The sequence below is a fragment of the Sphingopyxis sp. genome (genome assembly GCF_050725615.1).
Classification (GTDB): Bacteria; Pseudomonadota; Alphaproteobacteria; order Sphingomonadales; family Sphingomonadaceae; genus Sphingopyxis.
The window spans coordinates 23,321-44,971 of record NZ_JBOHHU010000029.1 but is presented as its reverse complement, the minus strand read 5'-3'; the positions used below and the strand labels follow the sequence as shown (position 1 = coordinate 44,971).

At 66.8% G+C, this 21,651-nt stretch carries 22 protein-coding genes and 1 tRNA gene; 11 read left to right on the top strand and 12 right to left on the bottom strand.

Annotated elements, in window-relative coordinates; all coding sequences use genetic code 11:
• Positions 1 to 62 precede the first annotated feature (62 nt).
• From ACREB7_RS08945 to ACREB7_RS08925, 5 genes are all read right to left on the bottom strand, one after another.
• A complete protein-coding gene (locus tag ACREB7_RS08945) occupies positions 63 to 569 on the bottom strand; it encodes a YbjN domain-containing protein (RefSeq protein ID WP_431591917.1) in 507 nt (168 codons plus the stop codon).
• 45 nt (positions 570 to 614) lie between these two features.
• The gene (locus tag ACREB7_RS08940; RefSeq protein WP_431591916.1) at positions 615 to 911 is read right to left on the bottom strand and encodes an accessory factor UbiK family protein; all 297 of its coding nucleotides are present in this window, start codon (positions 909 to 911) and stop codon (positions 615 to 617) included.
• Between the two features lie 39 nt (positions 912 to 950).
• The gene (locus tag ACREB7_RS08935) at positions 951 to 1,499 is read right to left on the bottom strand and encodes a TspO/MBR family protein (RefSeq protein WP_431591915.1); all 549 of its coding nucleotides are present in this window, start codon (positions 1,497 to 1,499) and stop codon (positions 951 to 953) included.
• A 61-nt stretch (positions 1,500 to 1,560) separates the two neighbouring features.
• Positions 1,561 to 2,301 (bottom strand): TlyA family RNA methyltransferase, encoded by a 741-nt coding sequence (locus tag ACREB7_RS08930; RefSeq protein WP_431591914.1) that lies wholly within the window; start codon positions 2,299 to 2,301, stop codon positions 1,561 to 1,563.
• Positions 2,301 to 4,370, bottom strand: a complete 2,070-nt coding sequence (locus tag ACREB7_RS08925) for a protein-disulfide reductase DsbD family protein (protein ID WP_431591913.1) — start codon at positions 4,368 to 4,370, stop codon at positions 2,301 to 2,303. The genes ACREB7_RS08930 and ACREB7_RS08925 overlap by 1 nt, the downstream gene beginning before the upstream one ends.
• Before the next feature lie 106 nt (positions 4,371 to 4,476).
• On the opposite strand from ACREB7_RS08925, the gene ACREB7_RS08920 reads away from it, so the two are divergent.
• Positions 4,477 to 6,156, top strand: coding sequence for an alkaline phosphatase family protein (locus ACREB7_RS08920; protein ID WP_431591921.1), 1,680 nt, complete (start codon positions 4,477 to 4,479; stop codon positions 6,154 to 6,156).
• Between the two features lie 19 nt (positions 6,157 to 6,175).
• The gene (gene proC / locus ACREB7_RS08915; RefSeq protein WP_431591912.1) at positions 6,176 to 7,006 is read left to right on the top strand and encodes a pyrroline-5-carboxylate reductase; all 831 of its coding nucleotides are present in this window, start codon (positions 6,176 to 6,178) and stop codon (positions 7,004 to 7,006) included.
• A gap of 4 nt (positions 7,007 to 7,010) precedes the next feature.
• Here the strand turns inward: proC and ACREB7_RS08910 are convergent, their stop codons facing one another.
• On the bottom strand, positions 7,011 to 7,517 hold the full coding sequence (locus ACREB7_RS08910) for a MarR family winged helix-turn-helix transcriptional regulator (protein ID WP_431591911.1): 507 nt from the start codon (positions 7,515 to 7,517) through the stop codon (positions 7,011 to 7,013).
• Between the two features lie 78 nt (positions 7,518 to 7,595).
• Between ACREB7_RS08910 and ACREB7_RS08905 the strand changes: the two genes are divergently transcribed.
• The 3 genes from ACREB7_RS08905 (at position 7,596) to ACREB7_RS08895 (ending at position 9,456) form a co-directional block, all read left to right on the top strand.
• Entirely contained in the window at positions 7,596 to 8,681 is a 1,086-nt protein-coding gene (locus tag ACREB7_RS08905; RefSeq protein WP_431591910.1) for a branched-chain amino acid aminotransferase, read from the top strand.
• Positions 8,682 to 8,736: 55 nt separating this feature from the next.
• Positions 8,737 to 8,811 (top strand) — tRNA-Gln (locus ACREB7_RS08900).
• Between the two features lie 54 nt (positions 8,812 to 8,865).
• Complete coding sequence (locus ACREB7_RS08895) at positions 8,866 to 9,456, top strand: methylated-DNA--[protein]-cysteine S-methyltransferase (protein ID WP_431591909.1); 591 nt, start codon at positions 8,866 to 8,868, stop codon at positions 9,454 to 9,456.
• A gap of 9 nt (positions 9,457 to 9,465) precedes the next feature.
• Here the strand turns inward: ACREB7_RS08895 and ACREB7_RS08890 are convergent, their stop codons facing one another.
• Positions 9,466 to 11,049 carry a Na+/H+ antiporter gene (locus tag ACREB7_RS08890; protein WP_431591908.1) on the bottom strand — a complete coding sequence of 528 codons (1,584 nt, stop codon included), beginning with the start codon at positions 11,047 to 11,049 and terminating at the stop codon, positions 9,466 to 9,468.
• A gap of 327 nt (positions 11,050 to 11,376) precedes the next feature.
• Here ACREB7_RS08890 and ACREB7_RS08885 point away from each other — a divergent pair, with 327 nt between their 5' ends.
• From ACREB7_RS08885 to ACREB7_RS08875, 3 genes are read left to right on the top strand one after another with little or no spacing between them, the layout of a single operon-like run.
• On the top strand, positions 11,377 to 12,153 hold the full coding sequence (locus ACREB7_RS08885) for an SDR family NAD(P)-dependent oxidoreductase (RefSeq protein ID WP_431591907.1): 777 nt from the start codon (positions 11,377 to 11,379) through the stop codon (positions 12,151 to 12,153).
• Positions 12,150 to 12,941 carry an enoyl-CoA hydratase/isomerase family protein gene (locus ACREB7_RS08880; protein ID WP_431591906.1) on the top strand — a complete coding sequence of 264 codons (792 nt, stop codon included), beginning with the start codon at positions 12,150 to 12,152 and terminating at the stop codon, positions 12,939 to 12,941. The genes ACREB7_RS08885 and ACREB7_RS08880 overlap by 4 nt, the downstream gene beginning before the upstream one ends.
• Entirely contained in the window at positions 12,938 to 13,696 is a 759-nt protein-coding gene (locus tag ACREB7_RS08875; RefSeq protein ID WP_431591905.1) for an N-acyl homoserine lactonase family protein, read from the top strand. Before ACREB7_RS08880 ends, ACREB7_RS08875 begins: the two co-directional genes overlap by 4 nt.
• 183 nt (positions 13,697 to 13,879) lie before the next feature.
• On the opposite strand, the gene ACREB7_RS08870 is transcribed toward ACREB7_RS08875, so the two are convergent.
• Positions 13,880 to 14,608, bottom strand: a complete 729-nt coding sequence (locus tag ACREB7_RS08870) for an enoyl-CoA hydratase/isomerase family protein (RefSeq protein ID WP_431591904.1) — start codon at positions 14,606 to 14,608, stop codon at positions 13,880 to 13,882.
• Positions 14,605 to 15,462: an FAS1-like dehydratase domain-containing protein gene (locus tag ACREB7_RS08865; protein ID WP_431591903.1), complete on the bottom strand. Its 858-nt coding sequence runs from the start codon at positions 15,460 to 15,462 to the stop codon at positions 14,605 to 14,607. Before ACREB7_RS08865 ends, ACREB7_RS08870 begins: the two co-directional genes overlap by 4 nt.
• Before the next feature lie 192 nt (positions 15,463 to 15,654).
• On the opposite strand from ACREB7_RS08865, the gene ACREB7_RS08860 reads away from it, so the two are divergent.
• On the top strand, positions 15,655 to 18,144 hold the full coding sequence (locus ACREB7_RS08860) for a serine/threonine-protein kinase (RefSeq protein WP_431591902.1): 2,490 nt from the start codon (positions 15,655 to 15,657) through the stop codon (positions 18,142 to 18,144).
• Here the strand turns inward: ACREB7_RS08860 and ACREB7_RS08855 are convergent.
• Entirely contained in the window at positions 18,141 to 18,662 is a 522-nt protein-coding gene (locus ACREB7_RS08855) for an ECF-type sigma factor (RefSeq protein ID WP_431591901.1), read from the bottom strand. The genes ACREB7_RS08860 and ACREB7_RS08855 overlap by 4 nt on opposite strands.
• A gap of 236 nt (positions 18,663 to 18,898) precedes the next feature.
• On the opposite strand from ACREB7_RS08855, the gene ACREB7_RS08850 reads away from it, so the two are divergent.
• On the top strand, positions 18,899 to 19,225 hold the full coding sequence (locus tag ACREB7_RS08850; protein ID WP_431591900.1) for a DMT family transporter: 327 nt from the start codon (positions 18,899 to 18,901) through the stop codon (positions 19,223 to 19,225).
• 524 nt (positions 19,226 to 19,749) lie between these two features.
• On the opposite strand, the gene ACREB7_RS08845 is transcribed toward ACREB7_RS08850, so the two are convergent.
• Positions 19,750 to 19,932, bottom strand: a complete 183-nt coding sequence (locus ACREB7_RS08845) for a hypothetical protein (protein ID WP_431591899.1) — start codon at positions 19,930 to 19,932, stop codon at positions 19,750 to 19,752.
• A gap of 108 nt (positions 19,933 to 20,040) precedes the next feature.
• Here ACREB7_RS08845 and ACREB7_RS08840 point away from each other — a divergent pair, with 108 nt between their 5' ends.
• Positions 20,041 to 20,361, top strand: a complete 321-nt coding sequence (locus ACREB7_RS08840) for a hypothetical protein (protein WP_431591898.1) — start codon at positions 20,041 to 20,043, stop codon at positions 20,359 to 20,361.
• A 127-nt stretch (positions 20,362 to 20,488) separates the two neighbouring features.
• Here ACREB7_RS08840 and ACREB7_RS08835 read toward each other — a convergent pair whose 3' ends face one another.
• Positions 20,489 to 21,319: a 23S rRNA (adenine(2030)-N(6))-methyltransferase RlmJ gene (locus ACREB7_RS08835; RefSeq protein ID WP_431591897.1), complete on the bottom strand. Its 831-nt coding sequence runs from the start codon at positions 21,317 to 21,319 to the stop codon at positions 20,489 to 20,491.
• Positions 21,320 to 21,651: the final 332 nt, after the last annotated feature.

Genomic DNA, 21,651 nt, shown 5'->3' with positions numbered 1-21,651 from the left:
GACATCGTGCATGACTTCAAGTGTCTCGACTTCGCTCGACACAAACGGAATGTGGGTGAGCGTTAAGCCTCGCCGCGTGTTTCGATCAGCGAGGCGGCCAGCGCCTCGGCGGGCGATTTGCCGCCCCACAGTACGAACTGGAACACCGGGTAAAAGCGCTCGCACTCGTCGATTGCGCTTTCGATCAGCGTCTCGGTCAGGTCGAGCGGCAGCGCCGCGTCGCCGCCGAGCAACAGGCCGTGGCGGAACAGGATCGTGCCGCTATTCGACCACAGCTCGAAATGGCCGAGCCATAATTGTTCGTTGATCAGCGCCAGCGCTTCGTGCGCGACGGCGCGCTTGTCCTCGACGACGCGGATGTCGGGAAAGGCGAGCAGCTGGATGACGCCGTCGTCGGCGCGCCACACGGCGCGCAGCTCATAGGTCGTCCAGCTGCCCTGCGCGGTCGCGACGATCTCGTCCTCGCCGACCATCTCATGCGGCCAGTCGTGCGCGGCGAAATAGGACGCCAGCATTTCCATCGGCGCCGCGTCCTGGCCGTCGTCTTCGTCGTAGATATCGTCACTCATGCGCGCGCCTTTAGCGGGAAACGCGCAAGGTGGCGAGTCGCTGCGTCAGGCCTTGGGCTTGCGCGACGTTGCGGGCTTGGCTGCTGCTGCTGCCTTGGGCGCTGCGGCGCCTTCGAGCTTGTCGAGCCGCGCCTTCAGCGCTTCGGCGTCGGCACGCGCGGTCGCGGCCATCTGCTTCACCGCCTCGAACTCCTCGCGGCTGACGAAATCCATGCGGCCGATCCATTCCTTGGCGCGCTCGCGCATCGCGGATTCGGCCTCGCGGCCGGCGCCGGCGACGGTTCCGGCAACGCCGTTCACCATCTTGGCCAGATCGTCGAAAAAGCGGTTTTCGCTCTGCATATTCGTCACTTCCTTTGTGGGGAGAACCCCTTGCCGGGGTTATATCTGGGTGCTTGCCGCGTGCGGCACAAGGGTTTCGGCGTCGGGATTGCGCTGGTCGATCTGGAAATTGAGGATCGCGGCAAAGCTCAGCCAGACCATATAGGGTAGCAGCAGCCACGCCGCCGCCTTGCGGATCGGCGCGAAAGCAAAGGCCGTCGCGATCGTCATCAGCAGGATGAAAACGATCAGGTAAAAAGCCTTGGTCACTTCATGCGCGCCGAAAAACAGCGGCGACCAGGCGAAATTGGCGACGAGCTGGGCAAAGAAGAGCGTCAGCGCCATGCCGCGCCCCTTCGCCCCGCGTGCATGCAATACCATCGCCAGCGACAGGCCGAGGCAGACATAGAGCGCCGGCCAGACGGTGGCGAAGACCCAGCCCGGTGGGGTGATCGCCGGCAGATCGAGCGCCGCGAACCAGCGATTGGCATAGCCGCTGTTGGAGAGCAGGCCCGACAGGCTGCCGAGCAGGACGACCGCCGGGACCGTGACCAGCGCCCAGCGCAGATAGGACATGCGTAGCTGACCCGGTGTGGCGATTTCACTCATCGGATGGCGGCCCCTGTTCGCGATTCTGCGCGGCAAGGTGTCGCGATTGCGCGGCGCAGCGTCAAGCGGGTCCTTTGACCGCCGCGATCAGGAATTCGACATTGCCCTCGGGACCGGTAATCGGGCTTTCGACGAGGTCGACGACCGCCCAGCCTTCGCCCTCCAGCCAGGCCCGGACTTCGCCGCACACGCGCTCGTGCACTAACGGGTCGCGCACGACGCCCTTTTTGCCGACCTCGCCGCGCTCGGCCTCGAACTGCGGCTTGATCAGCGCGACCATGCGCGCGCCGGGTTTCGCGAAGGACAGCGGCACCGGCAGCACCTTCGACAAGGCGATGAAGCTCGCGTCGCAGACGATCAGGTCGATGGGCTGGGGGATATGGGTCGGGGTCAGAATGCGCGCGCTGGTCTGTTCGTGGACGATCACACGTTCGTCCTGGCGCAGTTTCCACGCGAGCTGATTGGTGCCCGAATCGACCGCATAGACGCGGGCGGCGCCGCGGCTCAGCAGCACGTCGGTGAAGCCGCCGGTCGACGATCCGACATCGATCGCGACCGTGCCCGCGACGTCCCAGCCGAGATGCGTCAGCGCATGGTCGAGCTTGATCCCGCCGCGCGACACCCAGGGATGATCGCGACCCTTGACGCTGATCGCGGCATCGGCGGCGACCTGCTGCCCCGCCTTGTCGATCTTGCGGTCGCCGACGAAAGCGAGCCCGGCAAGGATCAACGCCTGCGCCCGCGTCCTGCTTTCGGCGAGGCCGCGGTCGACGAGCAACTGGTCAGCCCGGATCTTCGCCATCAGCGTTCGGCCAGATCGGTGAGCGTGCCGGGGGTCAGGATCTGCTGCAGGATTTCGGGCTTGTCGGCGCCGGGGGCGTACCAGAGATAGAGCGGCACGCTGTTGCGGCCATGCTCGGCGAGGGTGCGAGTGATGACGGGATCGCCATTGGTCCAGTCGCCGACGAGGGTGACGACGCCCTTCGCCTTGAAGACCTCCTGCACCGCCTCGCGGTTGATCGCGCCCGCCTCGTTGGCCTTGCACGACAGGCACCAGTCGGCGGTGAAATAGACGAAGACCGGCTTGCCGGTGGCGCGCGCTTTAGCGAGGGCTTCGGGAGTGAAGGCAGCACCGTTCGCCTTGTTCACGAGGGTCGAAGGCGTGGCCGTAACGACCTGATAAACAAGACTGCCGACCGCGATCAGCGGGACCAGCAGCAACAGCTTGCCAACATGGCCCCTGTCGGGACCCTTCATCCAATGGCGATAGAGCCCAATGAATGCGAAGCAGGCCATGAATATGGTGATCAGGTCGTCCCATTGCAGCCCTTCGACCTGTCGTATCAATAGCCAGGCCAGTGCGACAACAGTGAGTCCCATCGGCAACGCCATCCATTTGCGGAAGGTCGCCATCCACGGACCCGGCTTGGGCAAGCGATTGCGTAGCGCGGGGACGAAGCCGATGGCAAGAAAGGGAAGGGCGAGGCCCAAGCCGAGGCCGCCGAAGATCGGCAGGGCGGCCCATGCGGGGAGCGCCAAAGTCGCGCCAAGCGCGGCGCCGAGTAACGGCCCGCTGCATGGCGTCGCGACGAAAGCCGCCAGCGCGCCGGTCCAGAAGCCACCCACCGCTCCGCCCTTGCTCGCCAGTTTCTGGCCACCGCCGAACGACGGGAGTTCGTAGGTGCCGAGCAAGTTAAGCGTGATCGCGACCGCGAGCAGCAGCAGGATGAACACGCTCACCGGGTGCTGGAGCTGGAACGCCCAGCCGACCTGTTCGCCCGCCGCGCGCAGCGCGAGCAGCACGCCGCCGAGCGCGAGGCTGACCAGCACCGCGCCCGCCGTATAGGCGAGTGCTTCGACCTTCGCTTCGCGCGCATTGCCGCCCGAGCGGGCGAGGCTCAGCGCCTTGAGGCTGAGGATCGGGAAGACGCAGGGCATCAGGTTGAGGATCAGCCCGCCTAGGATCGCACCGCCGAGCGCGGCCCAGAATATGCCCATGTCGACGCCGGCCTTGCTGCCGACGATCGGCTTGCCCGCCGTCCGCACCGCCGCGGGCTCGAAGTTCAGGGTCAGCCCGCGCCCGTCGGCGAGCTTGACCAGCCCCTGCACCGGACCGGTCGCGTCGCCATTGGCGCGGGTTTCGATGACGATCCAGTCGCCGTTGCGGGAGAAACTCTGCGGCGCGCCATAGTCGATCAGATTTTGCGTCTCGAGGAACAGGTGCGGCGCGTCGATTGCCGTGCCCTCGGGCAAGGGAACCCCGAAGCGCAGCGTTTCGCCGCGCCGCTCCCACGTCCCCGGTCGGTCGAGCGGCTGCGGCAGCCGTGCGCGCCAGGCGTCGAAGCGCGCCCGCGACGCCGCCGGGATCGCGCCGTCGCCCGCGACCAACTTGACCGAGATCACCGCTTTTTCGGGAACGCAAATCTTGTCGGTACAGGCGAGCCAGTTGGCGACCCCCGACAGCGTCAGGTCGGTTCCCGGCGCCACGCCCTTGTCGACCTTAATATCGGCGAGCAGCGCATAGGGATGCTCATAGACATGGTTCATCAGCCCGAAGAGGATCAGCGCTTCGGGCACCGGGTAGCGGAAGGGGGCAATGGTGACACCTTCGGGCAGGTTCCAGTCGACCGACATACCGAACCCGGCATCGCCGCCGTTGATCCAGTAACCGTGCCAGCCTTTCGCGGGCGTCATGCTGAGCGCCAGCGTCGATGTCGTGCCCGGCGCGGGCGCCGCCGACTCGGCGACCAGCTGCGGCGTGATATTCACCGGCTGCGCGCGGGCGGGAGCGAACGCGAGCAGCGCGAGCGCGAGCATGGCGAGCAGCATGCGCCAAGCGCCTGTCACAAAAGCGTCCCTGCTGCGATCCATGCCCGTCCTGTGTCCATCCATCGTTCGAGGCTTGCCATATAGGCGGCTTTCGTCGAGAGGACAGCCCGCGCTGACACCCCCCGTATCGGAGAAGCCGCCCGTGAAGATGAAATATCTCAACACCGCCCTTGCCGCCGCGCTTTGTTTCGCCGGAACCGGCGTCAGCTTCGCGCAGGATTCGGCGGCGTCGGCGCCAAAGGTTACAGCCGAAACCGCACCGCCCAAGTTGATCGTGATGGTCGCGGTCGACCAGTTCTCGGCCGATCTGTTCGCCGAATATCGCGGTAAGTTCACCGGCGGCCTCGCGCGCCTGGCCTCGGGGGTCGTGTTCCCGTCGGGCTATCAGTCGCACGGCGCGACCGAGACCTGCCCCGGCCACTCGACGATCCTGACCGGCAATCACCCCGCGCACACCGGCATTGTCGCGAATAATTATTTCGACCTGTCGGCCAGCCGCGACGACAAGCGCGTCTATTGCGCCGAGGATGAGAGCGTCGCCGGCACGACGTCGGGCAGCGGCAAATATGCCGCGTCGGTCAAGCATCTGCTCGTCCCGACGCTGGGCGATTTGATGAAGGCGCGCGATCCCCGGACGCAGGTCGTCTCGGTCGCGGGCAAGGACCGCGCCGCGATTATGATGGGCGGGCACCAGGCCGACGAGCTGATGTGGCTCGTCCCCACCGGTCTCACCAGCTATCGCGGCACCGCGCTGTCGCCGGTCGCGACGCAGGCGAGCAGTGCAATCGCCGCCGCGATGGCGGAGCCGCGCCCCGGCCTGACGCTGCCCGCCGATTGCGCCGCGCACGACGTGGCGATCCCGATCGACAGCAAGGATGGCAAGGGCGCCAGCGTCGGCACCGGCCGCCTCGCGCGCGATGGCGGCAATTTCCGCGGCTTCATGGCCTCGCCCGAAGCCGATGGCGCGGTCCTAGCGACCGCTGCCGCGCTGCGCCAGACGCGCAAGATGGGCGAGGGCGACACCACCGACCTGCTCATCGTCGGCCTGTCGGCGACCGACTATGTCGGCCACACCTATGGCACCGAGGGCAGCGAAATGTGCCTGCAGATGACCGGGCTGGACCGCGAACTCGGCGATTTCTTCGCCCGGCTCGACGCGAGCGGCGTCGATTATGCCGTGGCGCTCACTGCCGACCATGGCGGCCATGACCTACCCGAACGCAACCGCCAGAACGCCTGGCCCGCCGCCGAGCGCGTCGATCGCGGTCTCGACGCCGACCAGCTGGGCAAGGCCGTTGCTGAAAAGCTCGGCCTGCCGCAGCCGCTGCTCTACAGCGACGGCCCGTTCGGCGACATGTATCTGGCGAAGACGCTGACCCCGGCGCAGCGCAAGGCGGCGTCGGCCGAGCTCCTCGCCCGCTGGCGCGCCCATCCGCAGGTCGAGGCGGTGGTGACCGGTGAGGAACTCGCCAAACATCCGATCTCGAAACGCTCGCCCGATGTCTGGTCGATGATGGACAAGCTGCGGGCGTCGTATAATCCGCAGCGTTCGGGCGACTTCGTCGTCGTGCTCAAGCCGCGCGTGACACCGATCCCCGAATCGGGGCTGGGTTATGTCGCGACGCACGGGTCGGTGTGGGACTATGACCGCCGCGTGCCGATGCTCTTCTGGCGCAAGGGGATCGCCGGTTTCGAACAGCCCAATGCGGTGATGACGGTCGATATCCTGCCGACACTGGCGGGGCTGATCGGCCTGCCGGTGGACGCCACCAAGATCGACGGCCGCTGTCTCGACCTGCTCTCGGGTCCGGCGACGAGCTGCCGCTAAACAACGAAAAGAAACGACCATGACCAAGACTTTGAGGACTTTTTCCGGCCGGCTGCTGCTCGTCGGTTGCGGCAATATGGCGGAGGCGATGCTCGATCGCTGGCTCGCGGCGGGGCTCGACCCGGCGCAGGTCGCGATCGTCGATCCTTATGCGGCGGCGCGCGAAGGCATCGCGTCATTCGCCTCGCTCGACGAATGGCTCGCCGCGGGTGGCAGCGCCGACTGGATCATGCTCGGCATGAAGCCGCAGCAACTCGGCGACGTCGCCGACGAACTGGGGCCGCAGGTCGGCAACGACGTCCATCTGCTCTCCATCCTCGCCGGCGTTTCGCTCGCCGATCTTGCGGCGCGTTTTCCCGATGCCCGGGCCCAGGTCCGCATCCTTCCCAACCTGGCTGCGCGTATCGGCGCCGGGGTGTCGGCGGTGGCCAGCCTCGGCCGCACCGACGACAAGGCGGTCACCGCGCTGCTCAAGCCGCTCGGCCATGTGACCGCGCTCGCCGATGATTCGACGATGGACCTCGTCACCGCCTTCACCGGTAGCGGTCCGGCCTTCGTCTTTCGCCTGATCGAAGCTTATGCGGCCGCCGGCGAACGTCTTGGCTTGTCGAGCGAGGACGCGCTGGCGCTTGCCACCGCGACCTTCGGCGGTTCGACCGCGCTGCTCGCCGACAGCGGCGAAAAGCCGGGCGCGCTGGTCGCGCAGGTCGCGAGCAAGGGCGGCACGACACAGGCCGGCCTCGATGTCCTCGACGAAGGCGGCCAGCTTGTCGCGCTGATGACCAATGTGCTGCGCGCGGCGCGTGATCGCGGCCGCGAATTGGCCGATATCGCGCGCGGTGAGGGGTAGACGCTCAGTCGCCCCCCAGCTTCCCGATCCGCTCGCGCTCGCGGGGAGGGAGCAAGGCTTCGCTGACCTGCCAGAACCCCGTGACCGCCTGCTGCCCGGCCTGTGTGTAGGCGCGGCTCATCGCATCGCGCAGCAGGTCGAAAATTGCCGCCTCGGTTGCGCGGCCTTCCTCGGTCAGCCGCAATTCCTTCGCGCGCCGGTCGCGCCCGCCCGGCCGGGTCGACACCAGCGCCCGCGCCTCCAGCTCTTTCACCACGCGTCCCAGCGACTGTTTGGTGATGCCGAGCAGCGCGAGCAGGTCCGAAATCGTCAGCCCCGGCTGGCGCGCGATGAAATAGAGCGCGCGATAATGCGCCCGTCCCAAGGCCTGCTCGGCGAGTCGCGCGTCGATCGACCGCCACAGCGAGGCATGGGCGAAAAACAGAAATTCGATGCCGCGGCGGACCTCGGCCTCGCGTAAGAAAAGGGCTGATGCGGCGGGAACTTGTGAAAGAAAATTATCGTTCGGCATAGTCACCAGCGTTGCGCGAAGGGCCGCGCTTTGGCAAGAGGCGCGCACGTTTCACCCCCAGACCGAGTAGGTTCCAGCATGTCGCTTCCCGCCTTCACCCATCTGCCGCACCCCAGCAAGGTCGCGGACGAGGTACGCGCGGCGGCGATTGCGGACCCCGTCTTCGGGCGCGTTTTCACCGACCATATGGTGTCGATCCGCTATTCGGAGGACAAGGGCTGGCACGATGCGCAGGTGATGCCGCGCGGCCCGCTGACGCTCGATCCGGCGACGGCGGTGCTCCATTATGCGCAGGAAATCTTCGAAGGGCTGAAGGCGTATCGGCTCGACGACGGTTCGATGGCGTTGTTCCGGGTCGAGGCGAATGCCGCCCGCTTCAACGCCAGCGCGCGCCGCATGGCGATGGCCGAGCTGCCCGAGGAATTGTTCATCGCCGCCGTCAAGGAAGCCGTCGCCGCCGATGCGCACTGGTTCCCGCCGGTCGACGGCGGCGCGCTGTACCTGCGTCCCTTCATGTTCGCGAGCGAGGTGTTCCTCGGCGTCAAGCCGGCGTCCGAATATCAGTTCCTCGTCATCATCTCGCCGGTCGGCAATTATTTCCGCTCGGGCGCGCCCGCGATCTCGCTCTGGGTGTCGGAGGATTATACCCGCGCCGCGCCCGGCGGCACCGGCGCCGCCAAGTGCGGCGGCAATTATGCCTCCAGCCTGGTCGCGCAGCGCGAGGCGATCGCCAAGGGCCATGACCAGGTCGTCTTCCTCGACGCCGCCGAGCATCGCTGGATCGAGGAGTTGGGGGGCATGAACATGTTCTTCGTGTTCGATGACGGCAGCATCGTCACCCCGCCGCTGACCGGCACGATCCTGCCCGGCATTACCCGCGACACGATTATCACGCTGGCGCAGGATGCGGGCCTCACGGTGCGGGAGGAACCCTATGCGATCGATCAGTGGCAGGCCGATGCCGAAAGCGGCAGGCTCACCGAAAGCTTCGCCTGCGGCACCGCCGCGGTGGTCACGCCGGTCGGCAAGGTGACGCGCGGCGATACCGTATTCACGATTGGCGCCGGCGGTCCCGGACAGGTGACGGCGATGCTCAAGGACAAGCTCGTCGACATCCAGCGCGGCCGCGCCGCCGACCCGCATGGTTGGGTGACGCGGCTCTAAGCCGGCAACTTGCCATTCACGCGCCGAGCGCTATAGACGCGCTCGCACCGGCCGTTGGGGCGTCGCCAAGCGGTAAGGCAGCGGCTTTTGATGCCGCCATGCGCAGGTTCGAATCCTGCCGCCCCAGCCAGCCGGTGCCCATCGCATTGCATTCGCGCCGTCGCCGCCCGATATAGGCCGGGCTATGGCGACGCGCGTCGATTATCATCTGTTCGAAACCGTTGCGGGCTTTGTCGCGCTTGGCTGGAACGAGCGCGGGGTGGCCAGCTTGCGGCTCCCGGCGGTGAGCGTACGCGATGCCGAGCGGGCGTTGCTGCGTCATTGTCCCGAGGCGCGGCGGACCGACCCGCCGCCGCATGTCGGCCCGGTGGTCGATGCGGTTATCCGCTATTTTGCCGGCGAGCGGATCGACTTCGGCGATGTGCCGGTCGATCTCGGCGCGCAGGATGTATTTTTCGATCGCGTCTATGCGCGCGTCCGCCGGCTCGGCTGGGGCGAGACGAGCACCTATGGCGCGATTGCGAAGGACCTCGGCGCCGGCCCCGAATATGCGCGCGACGTCGGGCAGGCGATGGCGAAAAACCCGGTGCCTTTGATCGTCCCCTGCCACCGCGTGACCGGCGCGGGCGGCAAGATCGGCGGCTTTTCGGCCCCCGGCGGATCGACGTCGAAAGCGCAGATGCTCGCCCTCGAAGGCGTGTCGATCGATGCCGAGCCTGCCGTCAAAAAGGCGGCGGCGCGCCGCGACGAGGCGCAGGGCGGCTTCGACTTCTAGCGCCGCGCTCTAGTCCCCGCGCTGGAGCGTCATCGCCAGTTCCTCGACGTCGAGGTCGCGCTCGAGTTCGTGGAGCACCTCATCCTCGATCAGTCCCGCGCGGTGGATGCGGATCAGTTCGGCGCGCCCCCCCGCTATGGCCTCGAGCAGCACGTCGAAATGCGCGCGCAGGCCGTCCATCGTGGCGCTGGCATCGGCTTCGTAGCGCTCCATGAAATTCATCCGCTTGCGATGTTCTTCGAGCATCATCGGGTGGATCAGCGTGCCATTCTCGTCATAGGCGAGCCGCTCGATCACCGCGAAGCGCGCGCGCGCCATCGCGGCTTCCGCCGTCGGCAGCGCCATTTTTGCCGGCGGATCGGTATCGATCGGCTTGACGCGTCGGATCAGCAGGCCGAGGCTCGATCCCTGCACGACCACCGTCACGAAAATCACCGCGAAGGCGCAGATCAGCATCAGGTCGCGCCCCGGCATGTCGACGGGCAGGGTCAGCGGCACCGCCAGCGTCACGACGCCGCGCATCCCCGCCCAGCCCAACACCGTCGCCTGCCGCCAGCCGAGCGGACGCGCGCGCCGCAACCCCGCCTTGCGGGCGATCTCCAGCACCGCCTCCGACGCGAAAATCCACACGAAGCGTGTGGCGGCGACGGTCAGGACGACCGCGACGATCATGGTGACCCACGACGCCGGCATGGATTCGATGCCGCCGATCCGCTCGATCGCGCCACGCAGCGAAAAACCGATCAGGATGAAGACGAGGGCTTCGAGCACGAAGACGAGGATCTGCCACCCCGAATTGGCACGCAGGCGGACGGACCCCGGAAGGATTTCATGCTGATACCAGCCCATGGCGAGGCCCGCCGTGACGGTCGCGATCACGCCCGAGACATGGACGGCCTCGCCCGCAAGATAGGCGGCCCAGCACAGCAGGATCGTGATCAGCATGATCAGCATCGGATCGCGAAAGCGCCGCGCGAGGAAAACCCAGCCCTTGGCGACGACGGCGCCGACGACCACGCCGCCGATCGCGACGAAGGCGAAGCTCCGCACCGCCTCGCCGGTATGGAATACCCCGCTGAGCGTCGCCGCCACGGCGAAACGGAAAAGGATGAGACCCGTCGCGTCGTTGAGCAGGCTCTCGCCCTCGAGCAACGCTTCGAGGCGGCGGGGGAGATGGACGCCCTTCAGCACCGCGCGGGCCGACACCGCATCGGGCGGCGAGACGATGGCGCCGAGCGCGAAACAGGCCGCCCAGGGCAGTTCGGGCAGAACCCAATGCGCAACCACCCCGACGACGAGGGTGGTGAAGACGACCGCGCCGACCGCGAGCGACAAGATACCCGGCAGGTGACGGCGGAAACGGCCCAGCGCGGTGTAATAGGCGCCGTCCATCAGCAGCGGCGGCAGGAACAGCACCAGCGCCAGTTCGGGGTCGAGCGAGATTTCCGGCAGGCCGGGGATGAAGGCCAGCGCTCCGCCGCCGACGAGCAGCGCGGTCGCGGGCGGCCAGCGCAGCTTGAGCGCGAGCCAGTGGAGCGCGATAACCAGGGCCAGCAGGCCCAGCACAAGCTCGAATGCTTCGACGGCGTGCATGACGTCAGGTCCGATCCCGGACGATGCCGAACGATGATGCCATGCTGATCCCCCGCATTATTCGCCAAATCCGGCATCACTTCTGACGCGGTTTGTCGCAGCGATCAATGCTCTCGGATGAAAGGGGATCGAGAGGAACCATTATCCCCCGTCCGCCGCACTTGGCAGCCGCGACGGGGGAAAGGTTGGTTGTGCACAATGAGAACATTAAGGGAACAAAATGCGCACGTCAACCCCTTTGTCGCTACGGCCGCCGCGAGGTCGGGCAGGTTGACGTAAACGTCAATTGCCGCCAAGGCTGCGTGAACTGACGAAAAGGGAGAGACGATGGCGGAGCAACCCAAATTCGACCTGACGGGCCGCGTTGCGCTCGTCACCGGGGCCTCCTCGGGACTCGGCGCGGGCTTTGCGAAGGCGCTCGCGGCGTCGGGGGCCAAGGTCGTTCTCGCCGCGCGGCGCGCCGACAAGCTCGCCGAACAGGTCGCGGCGATCGAGGCTGCAGGCGGACAGGCGATTGCGGTGTCGATGGACGTCACCGACGAAGCCTCCACCATCGCCGCCTATGACGCCGCCGAGGCCGCCTTCGGCACCGTCGATACCATCGTCGCCAACGCGGGCGTCGCGACCGAGAAGATGGCGATGGGGCTGACCGTCGAAGACGTCGACTTCCTCCATGCCGCCAATGTCCGCGGGGTCTTCCTGACCGCGACCGAGGGGGCGAAGCGGCTCGACAAGGACGGCGCGCGCGAGAAGCAGCATGGGCGGATCGTGCTGATCGGGTCGATCACCGCTGACAAGGTGTTTCCGGCGACCTCGGTCTATGGCGCGACGAAGGCCGCAGTACGCCACCTGGGCAAGGCGTTGGCGCATGAATGGGCGCGGCGCGGGATCAGCGTCAATGTGATCCAACCGGGCTATTTCGACTCCGAAATGACCGCCGTCATGTTCGAAAGCGAGGTCGGCGACGCGATGGTGAAGAGCTTCCCGCGCCAGCGCATGCGCCCCGCGAGCGACCTGCACGCGCCGCTGCTGCTGCTCTGCTCCGACGCGGCGCAGGGCATCACGGGCAGCGTGTTCACCATCGACGACGGGCAGACACTGTGAGCGATGAGCTGCTGATCGAGACGCGCGGCGCGGTCGAGATCGCGACGCTCAACCGGCCCGATCGGCTCAACGCGCTTAGCGAAGGCCTGGTCGATGCGCTCAACGCCTATTTCGGCGGCCTCGCCGATCGCAAGGATATTCGCGTCGTTGTCCTGCGCGGCGCCGGGCGCGGCTTCTGCGCGGGGCTCGATATCCAGGAGGATCGCTCGAGCGACGAGACGGCGGTGTTGCGGACGCTGCGCACCCAGACGAGCATCGGCAATATCTATCGCAAGATGCGCGCCTGTCCGCAGCCGATCATCGCGCTCGGCCATGGCGCCGCGGCGGGCGGTGGGCTGTCGCTCCTGCTCGCCTCCGACGTGCGCTATGGCACGCCGAACTTTCGCTGCAACGCCGCCTATATCCGCATCGGGCTCGGCGGCTGCGACATGGCGTCGAGCTATTTCCTGCCGCGCCTGGTCGGCGCGAGCCTCGCCGCCGAAATGATCCTGACCGGGCGTTTCATCGACGCCGAGCGGGCTTTGCGCGCCGGGCTGATCAGCGAGATCGTCGAGGAGGAGGCGCTGCTCGACCGCGGCCTTGCGCTCGCCGACGAAATGCTCGCAACCGCGCCCTGGGGGCTGCGCCTCTCGAAACAGGCGCTCAACCTCAACATCGATGCGCAGAGCCTCGACGCGGCGATGGCGATCGAGGACCGGCAGCAGGTGATCCTCTCGGCGACCGAGGATCATAAGGAGGCGCTCGCCGCCTTCCTGGGCAAGCGGGCGCCCGAGTATCGCGAGCGGTGATCGGTACGCTTCGCCTTTATGCCTTCAACACCGGCTGGTTCCAGTGCCGCCCCGGCTATTTCATCGAGGGCGAGGAGGGCGATTATCTCAAAGGCCCGGTGCCTTCTTATCTGATCGACCATCCGAAGGGCCGCGCGCTGTTCGATACCGGCATGGGGGTGCGCTATCGCCGCACGCTCGAAACGGCGCTGCCGCCGAACAAGTTCGGGCTGCAATTTTTCGAGGGGCAGGAGATTGCGGCGCGGCTGAAAAGCATCGACGTCGATCCCGGCAGCATCGACTGGGTCATCAACTCGCACCTCCACATCGACCATTGCGGCGGCAACGCCAGCCTGCCCAATGCCACCATGATCGTGCAGTCGCGCGAACTCGCAGCGGCGCAGGCGACCGAGGAAGCGGGCCTCTATGAAGCGGTCGATTATGCGACCGGCCAGCCGGTGCGGGCGATCGACGGCGAACTCGACCTGTTCGGCGACGGCAGCGTGCGGATCGTGCCGACCCATGGCCATACGCCGGGGCACCAGAGCGTGATCGTCAAGCTGCCGAGCGGGCGTGAGGTGCTGCTGGCGGCGGACTGCTGCTACACCGAGCGCAATCTCGACCTGATGATATTGCAAAAGGCGGTGGTCGATCGCGAGGCGGGATTGCGGACGATGGATTATCTGCAGCGCCAGCGGCGCGCCGGGGTGCAGATCCTGTTCGGCCACGACGGGCGGCAATGGGCGAGCGTCGAGGAGGGTAGGGCGATCGGGTAACGGGCGGTCGCGGGTGGGAGCGAGCTAGTGTCGACGTTCCGTTTCCCGTCACCCCGGGCTTGACCCGGGGCCTGCCTTGTCTTTGCTCCGACGGTGACAGAAGGAAGGCGGGTCCCGGGTCAAGCCCGGGATGACGATCAAATAGGCGTCCGCTCTCCACTCTGAGCCCCCGCCCAAAGCGACCTAAAACCCCCGCGCCACCCGTTCCGCAAAATCCGGAGCGACGCCGGCGCTGTTGAACACCTCATGCGCCAGTCCGGCGCCCAGCGGCAAATCCGCCTGCTCGCGATAAAGCTTCTTGTACGCGAAGACGCTGTGCCGCGACTGCGCGGCGATCGCGCCGGCCAGCGTCCGTGTCGTCGCGTCCAGCTCGGTATCGGGCACGCAATGATTGGCGAGGCCGATGCGCGCCGCCTCGCGCCCGTCCACCGGCAGCCCGGTGAAGCTCATTTCGCGCGCCTTCCACGCCCCGACGCGGCGCGGCAGGCGCTGGCTCATGCCCCAGATCGGTACCAGTCCGAACTTGCCGTGGGTGTCGGCGAAATGCGCGCTTTCGCCGGCGATGATGATGTCGCCCGCCAGCGCCAGCTCGAGGCCGCCGGTGAAGCAGCCGCCCTGGACGGCGACGATCAGCGGCTGCGGCAGCTCGGCCAGCTTGGTGACGATCGACGCCTGATAATGCGGGCGCGGCGCTTCGATCCCGCGTTCCTTGAGGTCGTTGCCGGCGCAGAACACCGGACCGTCGGCGCGCAGGATCACGGCGCCGATCGCGTCGCTAGCGGCGGCAATCGCATCGGCGTGCGCGTCGAGTTCGGCCCATAGTGCGAGGTTGAGTGCGTTGCGCTTCGCGGCGCGATGGAGCGTCAGCGTCGCGACGCCGTCCTTATCGTCACGCAGGACCAGTTCGTTCATGCTTTTGCCTCCGCCGCCATGATGATTCGCCCGTCGGGGCCGATCGCTGCCATTTCCCATCCGTCTTTCGCGGCGCGGCCCACCAGGTACAGCGGTTCGCCGACAAAGGCCGGCGCCTGCGCGCGCATGGTGAACGCCGACAGTGCGTTGGGGCCAAGCTCGCGCTGGGCAAGGTCGAGCAACAGCGTCGCGGTGAGCGGGCCATGAACGACCAGTCCGCGATACCCCTCTTCATCCTGCGCATAGGGCAGGTCGTAATGGATGCGGTGGCTGTTGAACGTCAGCGCCGAATAACGGAACAGCATCGCCTCGCCCGGCAGCACATCGCGCCGCCATGACCAGCCCGACAAGTCGGGTGCGCCGGTCGGCGCGGGAGCGGGCGCCGAGTTTGGCGCGGGGGCCGCCACCGGTGCCGGCGCACGAAACACGATCGTCTGTCGCTCCTGCACGGCCGGCACGTCGTCGGCGCGCGTCTCATGGTCGACCTCGACAAAGACGAGCTGTCCGGTCGTGCCGGTCTTTTCCCGGATCGCCGCGATGGTCGAGGTCCGCGCGATCGTGGCCCCGGCGCTGATCGGCGCCAGGAACCGCACATCGCTCGCCGCCCACATCCGGCGCGGCAGGGGGATCGGCGGCATGAAGCTGTCCGGATTGTCCTCGCGCAGCGGGTGGCCGTCGGCGCCGAGCTTTGCGGTGGGCGCATCGGGCAGGCACAGGCACCAGTGGATCGCCTGGCTCGCGCGATCACCGGTGGCGCCGCTGTCGATCGTCGCGCGAAACCGGGCGAGCGCGGCGCGTGTCAGCACATCCTGCTGCGTGATGCGGCGCCCGATCCATGCCGTCCAGTCCGCCATTCACCCCTCCCCGTCGTCGCGTCTTGCGGTTGCGGTAGGGGGTAATGCGACGCCGGAATAGTCCAAAAAGCGGGCTCTGCGAGAGGCCCGAGCCGAACGGCGGCTCGCTCTGGCCCTTTTTCCGGCGCGCTTGCGCCTTGACCAAAGGAAGGCGTAATTTGGCCGCGCGAGGGGAGGGGCTGCACAGACGAGATGACGGAAAAGACGTCCGACCCCGACCGCGATCGCCGCGCGCTCCAGCATGTCGAAAAGCTGCTCGACCTGGAGGATGAAGCGGCGCGGGCCGAGGCGCTGCGCGCGCTGCGCGAAAGCGATGCCGATCTGGCGGCGACGGTCGAGCGGCTGCTGCGCCGCAATCCCGATGCCCATGGCTGGATGCCGACCGAAGGCCCCGGGCTGTGGGCGGCCGAGGAGGATCGCGCGCCCGACCGCATCGGCCCCTTTGCAATCACCGGGGTGCTCGGCCGCGGCGGCATGGGGGTGGTGCTGCGCGGCGACCGCGACGACGGCCTGTTTACGCAGACGGTGGCGATCAAGCTGATGCGCAGCGGGCTGACGTCGCTCCGTCTGCAGGAGCGCTTCCTCCTCGAACGACGCATCCTCGCGCGGCTCGACCATGTCGGGATCTGCCGCATCCTCGACGGCGGGACGTGGGAGGACCGGCCGTTCCTGATCATGGACCATGTCGAGGGGCAACCGGTGACCGAGTATGTCGCGGCGACCGACCTCGACCTCAAGGCGCGGCTGCGGCTGTTTCTCGATATTTGTGCGGTGGTCCAATATGCCCACCGCCAGTTGATCGTTCACGCCGATCTGAAGCCGTCGAACATCCTGATCACCCCCGATGGCTCTGTGAAACTGCTTGATTTCGGGATTGCCCGGCTGATCGGGGACGAGGCCGAACAGGGCGCCCCCGCAACGGCCGGGGAAGCGAGCGGGACATCGGGCAGCCGGTCGGTGACGCTGACCCGCGCCTATGCCGCACCCGAACGGCAGGGCGGCGCGCGTCCGACGGTTGAGGGGGATATCTTCAGCCTCGGGGCGATCCTGTTCGAACTGCTCGCCGGGCGCTCGCCCGATGCACCCGTTGCGGAAGCCTGGCCGCTGGTCAGCCGCGTCGCTGCGGTGCCGCGCCTCACGGCCGCGATGCTGGTCGGCGATATGGACGCGATCGTTGCTCGGGCAGTCGCGCCCGACCCCGCCGACCGCTACCCCGATGTTGCGGCGTTGATCGCCGATATCGCGGCGTGGTTCGCTTATTATCCGGTCAGCGCGCGTCCGGCCGGATGGCGCGAGCGCTCGGCGCAATTCGTCCGTCGTCACCGGTCCGGCTTTGCCGCCGCTGCCGTCGTCGGCCTGCTGCTTGCGGGCGCCGCGATCTTCAGCACGGTGCAGGCGGTGCGCGCCGACCGCGCGCGTGCGGTCGCCGAAAAGCGCCTGGGCGATGTGCGCACCCTCGCCAATGCCATGCTGTTCGACGTCCATGACACGCTGGCGCGTTATCCCGGCACCGTCGATAAGCGCGCCGAGCTCGCCGCGACCGGAGCGCGCTATCTCGCCGGCTTGCAGCTGTCGGGCGACGCCCCCGCCGACCTGCGGCTCGACGCCGCCCGGGCCTATCGACGGCTCGCGGCGATCCAGGGTTATCCCGGCACTTCGAACATCGGCGAACCCGAACAGGCGCGCGCATCGCTCGACCGGGCCCAGGCGCTGCTCGTCGCGCTGGTTGCTGACGAGCCCAAAAATGCCGCCGCGCAGGCCGAACTCGGCTGGGTGCACGCCGATCGCTGGGCATCGGTCGCCGACGATGCGCAGTCCCGGGCCCAGATCGATGCCGCCGCCGGCTCTTTCGCCGCCGCGCTGGCGCTGGCGCCGGGTGATGCGTCGGCGACGCTCGGCGACATCGCGCTGGCCAAGGCGCGAGGTTTCCAGCAAATCTGGTCCGCCGACCGTCCCGCCGCCGCGATCCCGATCGTGGGTGACGCGCTGATGCGACTGCGCGCGCGGCGTTGGCCGGCACCGCTCGCTTTGCCCGCCGCGCAGCTCGAAATCGGACTGCTCAACCAGTTGGGCGACGCCACCTATTACAGCGGCGACATCGCCGGGGCGCTGGCTCCGTATCGTGAGGCCGACGCGCTAATCGACCGGCGTATCGCGGCGGGCGGCGCGACCCCGACCTTGCTGATCGCCAAGGCGACGTCGGCGTTCAACATCGGTGGCACGCTCGGCGATATGGGCGGGCGCGACGCCGAGGCGCTGGCGATCGTCGACCGCGCGGCGATCGCGATGGAGCAGTTGCTCAAGGCGGGGCGCGATTCCTCGGCCGAGAAGGCGCTGCTGACGCTTTATGGCCAGCAGGCGGTGCTGCTGGAGAATTTGGGTCGGCTCGACGCGGCGCTCGGGCCGCTGCTGCGCGGCAACGCGCTTCGCGAACAACGGCTCGCGGCGCACCCCGGCAACGGAGCCGCCTTGCGCGACCTGGCAATCGGGTTGGCGCAGCAGGCGCGGGTGTCGGCAAGCGCCGGGCATAAGGCCGAGGCGTGCGCGCTGGCGGGGCGGACGCTGGCGCTGTGGCGCAAACTGGAGGACGAAGATGCGCTGACGCCGCGCGATGCCGCCAAGGAACGCCCGATTGCCGCAGCGATGCAACGCGCGAACTGCTCCGCCGGGGCCCGGCGCTAATCGTCGTCCTCGGCCATCGCATCGGCGAGCCATAGCCGCGCGGTCTGCCAGCGCCGCTTGACGGTGCGGTCGGACTGGCCGGTGACGGCGGCAATCTCCTCGACCGTCAGTCCGACGAAGAAACGCAGTTCGACGATCTTCGCAAGCTCAGGCGACAGCTCTTCGAGCCGATGCAGCGCGGCATCGAGCCGCTCGACGTCGATCGGTGGTCCGGCGTCCTCGATCATCAGGCCGAGGGTCGGCATCTGGCGCTTGGCGGCACGGCGCTTGCGGATCGCATCGAGCATCGCCTGGCGCAGCAGTCGCGAGCAGGTCGCGAACATGTGCTGACGGTCGTTCCACGCCATGCGATCGAGGTTCATCGCGCGCATCACCGCTTCGTTGACGATCTCGGTCGGCTGCAGCGTCAGATAGGATACCTCGCGCCGCAACATCCGCGCCGACGCCCGGCGAAGCTCGTCATAGATCGATGCGAGAAGCTCGTCGCGATCGGGTTTGTCAGGTTCGGCATCGGCCACGGCGACGACCATAGCGGCGGCGCGGGGCAGCGCAAATATCTTGCTGGGTGGGATGGCCGCCGGTCGACCCTTTCGTGAGATGGCAGACCCCGTGCCCCGCAAGCGCTGTTCGCGTGCCTCCGCGAAATCAGGCCGCGGGACGACCTCGTCGTTGCATAGGTGGGCTTGTTGCTGCCAACTGGCAGGGCGGGTCGGCGCATGCGATAGGGGGCGGCATCATCGGTCCGGAGGCGCATATGACGGGAAATATCTGGCTCGCGCTCGCGATTCTCTTCGAAGTCGTCGCGACGTCGCTGCTCAAGGCTTCGGACGGATTTTCGAAGCTGCTGCCGTCCAGCCTGGTTGTCCTCGGTTATGGCCTGGCCTTCTATTGCCTCTCGCAATCGCTGCGCACGATCGATGTCGGCATCGCCTATGCCATCTGGTGCGGCGCGGGCATCGTCCTCATCACCGCGATCGCCTGGATCGCGTTCGACCAGCGGCTCGACGTCTGGTCGCTCACCGCGATCGGCCTGATCCTCACCGGTACGATCATGCTCAATCTGCGCGGCCTGGCGACCTGAACTTCCGACACGGGCTGTTCCTGCGCCGGGCAAGAACGGCGAATGGCGCCTGGATCATGTTCGTCTATTGACTCGGCGCGTGGCGATCCGGGCACGCTATATTCGAATCAGAGCGACGAACGAATCGCTTGTGAATGCGGTGCTAGCTTTAGGAAATGGGCAGCCAAAGAACTTGGTGCCCTCCGCTGAAATGAGTGGCTCCAGTTCGTGGATGAAGTTCGAACTGGTTTACAAAGAGAAGCCACGCAAACTCGTCTCCTCCTGCAGAGCTATCGGATGATTTCTGAGGAACTCGTGGCGGGCAGGACGAAAGGTATGAGGTGGCCGAGGTCGGCTTGAGCCGCAAGCAATAGCGCTAGTAAAGACTTCTTGGGAAGCGTTCACTAAATGACATGCGGGTTGCGCGCTATCGGCTTGGCTCGACATATGTCCGATACTGCGGTCTCGGTGCCGCTAAGCGGGCTGTCCGCATCCGGCCAGATCGCGACGCCTAGCCGCAGGATCGCAATGCGCCTATGCCGACCTTACCCAAGCGAGCATTGATCATGCTCATACTGCTTGAGCGCGGTCGCGCGATCATAAGGGGTCAGCTCGTCGATGCGGCGCTGTTTGACTTTCTCCAGCCAATTGGGATCGGCGAGGAGGACGCGGCCGAGCGCGACCAGATCGAATTCGCCGCGCTCGAACATCGCGGCCAGATCCTCCAAGCGGCCAATCGTCGCCCCCGAGCGGCTGTCTTGGCCGCCAAACGTTCCGGTACCGGTCTTTGATGTGAACCGACTGGAGCGCCGCGCCTGATATGCTAAGGGCATCCTATGCTTCACATGCACGGCCGCGGCGGCACCGTCCAAATCGATGGTGTCAAATATGACTGGGAACTCCTGAGCGAGCCCCAACTGTCCTCCTCCGATGGCTGGAAGGGCATGACGGTCGCCTTGCGCCAGAGAGATATGCCCCGCGAGGCCGTGCTGGAATTTCCGACGCCAAAGCGCCTGTTGAAAGGATTGCCGAAAGGGCGTTCGCACATCAACGACGCGATCGCCTCGCGAGGGGTGCGGGCGGCATTGTCGGCAGGATGGGACCCGGCTTCTCGCGGCAAGCCGACGGTCTTCATGGTGGATGCCAACGGCGACTAAGCGCCATCGTCCGGAGCACTGGCATCCAGCACGAAAACTATGTTTCAAATTCGGCGTGACCCAATTTGTTTACAGCCTGAAGCGCGGCAATTCTTTCTTTGGGAGACAGGGAAGACGAGGGTTTATTTTAATCGCCCAGCCAACCGGTTGTGATCGCTCCCCTATGTCCCTCCGGCGCCAGCGCGGCACGCAGGGCTTCCAGCAGCGGCGGCAACGCCTGCGTGAAGGCATAGGGCGGGTTGATGATAAAGAGGCCCGCGCCATTATAGATGTCGGGCTGATCGCGATCGTACAACCAATGCTCCACCACCAGAAACTTCGGGATGTCGAGCCTACGTAGCTGCGCCTTCCACCGCACATGCGCGGCGCGGTCTTTCAGCGGATACCAGACCACCGTCACGCCATGCGCCCATTTGCGGCGCGCGGCTGCGAGGGTGGCGGTGACCTGTTCGCGTTCATCGGTCTGCTCGTACGGCGGGTCGACCACCACCACGCCGCGCGCGGTGCGGGGCGGCAGCATCGCCAGCCAAAGCTCGTAGGCGTCGCGCTGATGCACGGCGGCGGATGTGTCGCGCATCGCGCCGCGCAGGGCATAGGCGTCGTCGGGATGTTTTTCGTTCAGGATCAGAAAATCCTGCGGACGCAGAAGCTGCGCCAGAAATCGTGGCGATCCGGGGTAGAGGCGAGGCTCGGCCCCGGCATTCACCGCCCGTACGGCGGCGCGGTAGTCGTCCAGCAAGGGGTTCGGGTCGGCAAAGGCCCGCAGCACGCCCTGTGTGGCCTCACCGGTGCGCCTCGCCTCCTCGCCGCCAAGGTCGTACAGCCCGCAGCCGGCATGGGTGTCGATCAGGGTCAGCGCGCCCGGTTTTTGCTGCAAGGCGTGCACGAGGGCGATCAGCAGGCTGTGCTTTACGACATCGGCGCTATTGCCGGCATGAAAGCTATGGCGATAATTCATTGTAATTCAAAATCCTGGCGATCTGCCTTCATGCGAACGGCTGGGCGCGGAAGCCGAGCGCGAGGCGATGGAAGCAAGCAATCCGGTGCCCGTATAGAATCGGGCGGAAACCTTCAAAGCATTCTGGGCAAGGCCTCGGTCCGCGTTAGCGATCGTCACAGAGGCGGAGACACAGGCCTCCCGCATTATCTGAACTGCGGCGCTTCGACGTCCGCGTCTGTAAGTAGCGGATCTGCACCCGCTCAATGTCGAATGCCTTGGATCGATCGGATTCGGAAATAGCTCCAAGTCGCAACGCGAATGGCCGCTTCTTCAGTTTCGTTCTCAAAAGC

Excerpts from the sequence above, each read along its gene's own strand:
- ACREB7_RS08865 (WP_431591903.1), bottom strand. The coding sequence starts at position 15,462 with ATGGCGGACTGGACGGCATGGATCGGGCGCCGCATCACGCAGCAGGAT.
- proC (WP_431591912.1), top strand. The coding sequence starts at position 6,176 with ATGACCAAGACTTTGAGGACTTTTTCCGGCCGGCTGCTGCTCGTCGGT.
- ACREB7_RS08930 (WP_431591914.1), bottom strand. The coding sequence starts at position 2,301 with ATGGCGAAGATCCGGGCTGACCAGTTGCTCGTCGACCGCGGCCTCGCC.
- ACREB7_RS08945 (WP_431591917.1), bottom strand. The coding sequence starts at position 569 with ATGAGTGACGATATCTACGACGAAGACGACGGCCAGGACGCGGCGCCG.
- ACREB7_RS08920 (WP_431591921.1), top strand. The coding sequence starts at position 4,477 with ATGAAATATCTCAACACCGCCCTTGCCGCCGCGCTTTGTTTCGCCGGA.
- ACREB7_RS08940 (WP_431591916.1), bottom strand. The coding sequence starts at position 911 with ATGCAGAGCGAAAACCGCTTTTTCGACGATCTGGCCAAGATGGTGAAC.
- ACREB7_RS08895 (WP_431591909.1), top strand. The coding sequence starts at position 8,866 with ATGGCGACGCGCGTCGATTATCATCTGTTCGAAACCGTTGCGGGCTTT.
- ACREB7_RS08905 (WP_431591910.1), top strand. The coding sequence starts at position 7,596 with ATGTCGCTTCCCGCCTTCACCCATCTGCCGCACCCCAGCAAGGTCGCG.
- ACREB7_RS08850 (WP_431591900.1), top strand. The coding sequence starts at position 18,899 with ATGACGGGAAATATCTGGCTCGCGCTCGCGATTCTCTTCGAAGTCGTC.
- ACREB7_RS08890 (WP_431591908.1), bottom strand. The coding sequence starts at position 11,049 with ATGCACGCCGTCGAAGCATTCGAGCTTGTGCTGGGCCTGCTGGCCCTG.
- ACREB7_RS08870 (WP_431591904.1), bottom strand. The coding sequence starts at position 14,608 with ATGAACGAACTGGTCCTGCGTGACGATAAGGACGGCGTCGCGACGCTG.
- ACREB7_RS08935 (WP_431591915.1), bottom strand. The coding sequence starts at position 1,499 with ATGAGTGAAATCGCCACACCGGGTCAGCTACGCATGTCCTATCTGCGC.
- ACREB7_RS08925 (WP_431591913.1), bottom strand. The coding sequence starts at position 4,370 with ATGGATCGCAGCAGGGACGCTTTTGTGACAGGCGCTTGGCGCATGCTG.
- ACREB7_RS08885 (WP_431591907.1), top strand. The coding sequence starts at position 11,377 with ATGGCGGAGCAACCCAAATTCGACCTGACGGGCCGCGTTGCGCTCGTC.
- ACREB7_RS08910 (WP_431591911.1), bottom strand. The coding sequence starts at position 7,517 with ATGCCGAACGATAATTTTCTTTCACAAGTTCCCGCCGCATCAGCCCTT.
- ACREB7_RS08840 (WP_431591898.1), top strand. The coding sequence starts at position 20,041 with ATGCTTCACATGCACGGCCGCGGCGGCACCGTCCAAATCGATGGTGTC.
- ACREB7_RS08860 (WP_431591902.1), top strand. The coding sequence starts at position 15,655 with ATGACGGAAAAGACGTCCGACCCCGACCGCGATCGCCGCGCGCTCCAG.
- ACREB7_RS08835 (WP_431591897.1), bottom strand. The coding sequence starts at position 21,319 with ATGAATTATCGCCATAGCTTTCATGCCGGCAATAGCGCCGATGTCGTA.